The sequence below is a fragment of the Kitasatospora sp. NPDC015120 genome (genome assembly GCF_043080305.1).
GTDB lineage: Bacteria > Actinomycetota > Actinomycetes > Streptomycetales > Streptomycetaceae > Kitasatospora.
The window spans coordinates 1-4,981 of sequence record NZ_JBIBVJ010000045.1 but is presented as its reverse complement, the minus strand read 5'-3'; the positions used below and the strand labels follow the sequence as shown (position 1 = coordinate 4,981).

Sequence of the window (4,981 nt, the reverse complement as noted above, 5' to 3'; positions counted from 1 at the left end):
GCGGCTGTAGCGGTAGTCCCTGGTGCCGGGGTCGACGTGCATGGCGCCGCTGGCCTGGTCCTCCAGCGCGCAGCGGATCAGCGCCCACCGCTCGTCCGCGGTGATCTGGCCCTTGTCCTTCTTGGCCCGCTGTTAGGTGACGTCGAAGAGCGACTGGAGGATCTCGCGGACCTGCGCGGCGCTGGCGCCCGAAGGGATGGTCCGCACGCTGTCTGGGTTCGCACGCGGCAAGCGCGAGCCAGTGGTCGTGGCGTGCGCGGGCGGACCGGAGGACCGCTGGGTGGTCACCGACCGGTCCGGCCAGTCCTACCCGGTCGAGGCGGTGGACGCGGCCGGGCTCCCGCTGCGCGTCGCCGTCCTGCCCGCCGGGTGGCCGTCCGCCGACTGGCGGCCGACGGCACGGCCGACTTCGAACTGCGCGAGGGCCCGGGGTTCCGGTGGCGCGCCCTGCGCCGGACCCTGATGATCCACCGGGACACCCTCCATCGGAGGGGAGGGGCGGGCGGGGAACAACCCCCTCCCCGAGGCGTACGCGAGTAGGTCCGCAGGGCGAGGTCCGGCTCGTCCCGAGGGGGGACGACCGGCGGGCTCCTGCGGCGGCAGCGTGGGAGACATGACGGAAGCATCAAAAGTGAGTGTGCGTCAACCCAGTTCATGCATCCGGCGATTGGGGTCCGGCGTGCTCGCCCTCGGCCTGGCCGCAGGCCTGCTCGCGGCGCTGGCGCCCGCCTCCGCGCAGGCCGCCGACACCGACCTCGCGGCGGGCCCGGGCGCCGACCGGGGTGGCTGGACCGCCAAGATCCGCCGGACCGAGTACGGCGTCCCGCACGTCCTCGCCCAGGACTTCGGCGGCCTCGGCTACGGCTACGGGTACGCCTTCGCCCAGGACAACCTCTGCCAGCTCGCCGACCAGGTGGTCTCCGTGCGCGGCGAGCGCTCGCGCTGGTTCGGGCCGGACGGGCGGTCGGTGAGCCGGCCCGGCAACCTGGAGAGCGACACCTACCAGCTGAGCGTGCTGCGCTCCGGGACGGTGCAGCGGTTGCTGACCCAGCCGGCGCCGCTCGGTCCGACCGGCGAGGTGCGGCAGCTGGTCGACGGATACGTCGCGGGGTACAACCGCTATCTGCGCGAGACCGGCGTGGACCACCTCCCAGACCCGTCCTGCCGGGGGAAGGGCTGGGTCGGGCCGATCACCGCAGAAGACCTCTGGAACATCCTGTACGACGTCAACACCTGGACGGGCACCCCCAGGAAGTCGGCCGCCGTCGCCGTCCCGGGAGGCGATGCCATGCCCGCCCACGACGAGTCCGCCACCCCCGAGGCCGCCTTCGCCGCCGGGCCCGCCCGGCCCGACTGGGTGGGCCCGGCGGCCGACAGCCCCGACACCGGCAGCAACGCCTGGGCGATCGGCCGGGACGTCGGCCGCGACGGCAACGGACTGCTGCTGGCCAACCCGCACCTCCAGTGGGCCGGTCCGGAGCGGTTCTACCAGGCCCAGCTGACCATCCCGGGCGTCCTGGACGTCGCCGGCGTCGGCCTCTACGGCCTGCCGTTCCTGCAGATCGGCCACACCAAGGGCCTCGCCTGGACCCACACCACCAGCAACGCCCGCCACAGGCTTGCCTACCGGCTCTCGCTGGTGCCCGGCGACCCGACCGCCTACCTGGTGGACGGCAAGGTCGAGCGGATGACCGCGGTGACCGTCCCGGTCACCGTCCGGGCCGCCGACGGCACGCTCTCCACGGTCGACCGCACCGTCTACCGCTCCCGCCACGGCTACGTGATGGCCGAGGGCTGGACCCGCGAGGTCGCCTACACCATCCGCGACGCCAACGCCGACAACCTCCGCTCCCTCAACGAGTGGGTGGCGATGGGCCGGTCGCAGAACCTCGACCAACTGCGGCAGGCCCAGCGCACCTACCAGGGCGCCCCGTGGGTGTACACGACGGCCGTCGACTCCAGCGGGACCACCTACTTCACCGACTCCTCCGCCGTCCCGCAGCTCCCCGACGCGCTGCGGACGCGCTGTCTGGTACCCGAGCCGGTCGTCGAAGGCATGCTGGACGGGTCGACCACCGCCTGCGACCCTGGCCGTGACCCGGACGCGCTGCTCCCGGGCCTGTTCGGCCCGGCCAACCACCCCGCGCTGACCCGTACCGACTACGTGGCCAACGCCAACAACGGCCCCTACCTGACCAACGCGGACGCGCCGATGGCCGGCCTGCCCGCCGTCTACAACGGCGGCCCGGAGCTGGACCCGCGGCCGCAGTTGAGCCTGCGGATGATCGCCGACCGCCGGGCCGGCACCGACGGCCTCGGCGCCCCCGGCTTCACCCTCGCCTCCCTCCAGGCGACCGTGTTCGGCAACCGGGTGCAGAGCGCCGAGCTGGACCGCGACGACGCTGTCGCCCTGTGCCGCGCCCACCCGGTGCTCGCGGCGACCGACGGCACCCCGGTCGACGTGCGCGCCGCGTGCGACGCGCTCGCGGCCTGGAACACCCGGGCCGACGCCGACAGCCGGGGCGCCGTGCTCTGGCAGAAGTACCGCGACGCACTGGCCCGGATCCGGACGATGGCCTGGCAGAAGGTCCCGTACGACCCGGCCCAGCCGCTGACCACTCCGCGCGGCATCGTCGCCGACAACGCCGACGCCCAGCGCGCCTTCGCCGACGCGGTGCTGCGCCTGGCGGCGAGCGGGCTGCCGGTGGACGCCCCGCTCGGCCTCGTCCAGCGCTGGGCGGGCATCCCGCTGCACGGCTGCTCCAGTGCGACCGGCTGCTTCAACGTGCTCACGGCCGGGCCGGATTCGGGCGCCGGAGGCGGCACCTACCCTGCGGACCTGAGGACCGTCCCCCACGGCTCCAGCTTCCTGATGGCCACCGAACTGACCGATCGCGGCCCGCGCACCCGGACCCTACTCACCTACGGCCAGTCGGCCGACCCGACCTCGCCGCACTTCACCGACCAGACCCGCCGCTACGCCCGCAAGCAGTGGATGACCGAGCGCTTCACCGAGGCCGAGATCCGCTCCGCCCCGGGCCTCACCGTCACCACGCTGCGCCACTGACGCATCGTCAAACTATTCCGGCCCGGGCCGCCGCCGTTCCCCGAACGGCGGCGGCCTGCATGCGTGTACGGGGGTGCGCCGAGGACGCCCCTTCGCTCCGTCCTCGGGCTGCTGACAACCACGCACAGGGCTGCGGTTCTCGTGCCGCGCCCCCGACCATGGAGGCCATGACGACCCCACGCCCCGACCGCCTCACCGACCCCTCCCTCGCCGAACGGCTGGCCCATGTGCGCTGGATCGCCGGCGGAACGGCGGCCGGCAAGAGCACGCTGACCCGGCTGCTCGCCGAGCGCCACGGCGCGACCGTCCTCGACGGCGACCGCGCCGAGCACCGCTGGCTGGACCGGTGCAGCGCCGAGCATCACCCGCACCTCGCCGGCGCCGAGGATAAGCTCGCCCAGATCGACCGACGTCGCCACCAGCGAACAGTCGTCGGTCTCGGAATCCCTACGACCAGGAGGCGAGATCATTGAGTACCGGTTCAGATCGAGAAGACCCAGCGCACGGAATGAGCACCTGGTCTATCGAGCGCCTTCAAGCGTTCACCACGGACGCTCACGACCGGCGGCAGCTGGAGGCAGCTCGTGTTGTGGCGCAGAACCACGCCTACTACTCCGACCAGCCGCGGGAAGTTCGCCGGCAGTGGGCCAAGTTGTCGCTGCTGGCGAACCGGCTCATGCATGGTGATGGTCCGGGAGCTCCGACGCGCGAGGTCCAGCAGGACTTCATGCTCCGCATGTGGGCCATCGAGCACCTCGGTCGTGACGACGAGGATCCCGATTGGAGCCCCGCGAGGTTGGCATCCGACACACTCGACGTGCTGGCTCTCACCCCATCGGACGCTGGCGCTCTCGCCGGCAACTGGCGTGAGCTGCCTGTCGAACAGATCCGCGCACTACGACGTCACAAGAACCTGACAGCCCATCTGGAGAGGCTCCTCGGCCACCTGCAGCCCGGCTCAACACGAGATCAACTTCGCCTCTGGACTGAGACCCTTCAACTCCTACCATGACCCTGCCGCCGGCCGATCAGACGCTGCACTGCGGGGCCCGGACTCGAAGAAACCTGCTTGGGATGTGCCGCGCTCCGACCCGATCCCACCGAGCGGCCCCGGCTCCTGGAGATCCGCGGCAACCTCATCGACCGCATCGCCGAGGCCGAGCGCGAAAGGCTGGCTCGGCGAAGTCGAGAAACCGCGACGTCCTCGCACGACGTGCGCTTCCACCAGCTGCAGCGCGGCACCTCCGACCGGGTCCGCAACAAGCGCGTCAACGAGCGCACGAACGAAGAGGTCGAGTTCTCGGAGATCGTGAAGGGCTACGAGGTCGCCGAGGGCGAGTACGTGATCGTCGAGCCGGACGAGCTGGAGCAGATTTCCCCCGGGCGCTCGCGCACGATCGACATCGCCGGCTTCGTCGACCTCGCCGACGTCGCCGACGTCGACCCGATCTTCTTCGACAAGACGTACTATCTCGGCCCCCGCGGCAAGGAGTACCAGAAGGTGTACGCCCTGCTCGTCGAAGCCCTCGACCACGCGGGCAAGGCCGGGCTGGCGATGTTCGCGATGCGCGGCAAGGAGTACCTGACCGCCGTGCGCTCCGAGAACGGCCTGCTGGAGCTGCACACCATGCACTTCGCCGACGAGGTCCGCGACGCGCGCACCGAGGTCGGCGACCTGCCGGAGAAGGCCAGGCTCTCCGCCCAGGAGGTGAAGACGGCCGAGCAGCTCATCGGCATGCTCGCGATCGAGTGGAAGCCGGAGGAGTGGCACGACACCTACGAGGAGCAGGTGAAGAAGCTGGTCGAGGACAAGCTCGCTGGCCGCGAGATCGCCGTCTCCACCGGCCCAGCGCCGGAGGCCACCAACGTCATCGACCTCATGGACGCCCTGCGCCGCAGCCTCGACAGCGCCCG

Annotated in this window: 5 protein-coding genes; all 5 read left to right on the top strand. The window is 71.7% G+C overall.

Features of this window, described 5'->3' with window-relative positions:
• The first annotated feature begins 136 nt into the window (after positions 1-136).
• Positions 137-463, top strand: coding sequence for a hypothetical protein (locus tag ACF1AK_RS36065; protein WP_391503056.1), 327 nt, complete (start codon positions 137-139; stop codon positions 461-463).
• A 216-nt stretch (positions 464-679) separates the two neighbouring features.
• Positions 680-3,067, top strand: a complete 2,388-nt coding sequence (locus tag ACF1AK_RS36060) for a penicillin acylase family protein (RefSeq protein ID WP_391503055.1) — start codon at positions 680-682, stop codon at positions 3,065-3,067.
• Between the two features lie 167 nt (positions 3,068-3,234).
• On the top strand, positions 3,235-3,540 hold the full coding sequence (locus ACF1AK_RS36055) for a hypothetical protein (protein WP_391503054.1): 306 nt from the start codon (positions 3,235-3,237) through the stop codon (positions 3,538-3,540).
• Between the two features lie 35 nt (positions 3,541-3,575).
• Positions 3,576-4,079, top strand: coding sequence for a hypothetical protein (locus tag ACF1AK_RS36050; protein ID WP_391503053.1), 504 nt, complete (start codon positions 3,576-3,578; stop codon positions 4,077-4,079).
• A gap of 57 nt (positions 4,080-4,136) precedes the next feature.
• Positions 4,137-4,981, top strand: an 845-nt coding sequence (locus ACF1AK_RS36045) for a Ku protein (RefSeq protein ID WP_391503052.1), incomplete at its 3' end; no start/stop codon positions are given.

Bases quoted from the DNA above. Each gene is read 5' to 3' on its own strand.
- ACF1AK_RS36050 (WP_391503053.1), top strand. From the start codon at position 3,576: ATGAGCACCTGGTCTATCGAGCGCCTTCAAGCGTTCACCACGGACGCT.
- ACF1AK_RS36055 (WP_391503054.1), top strand. From the start codon at position 3,235: ATGACGACCCCACGCCCCGACCGCCTCACCGACCCCTCCCTCGCCGAA.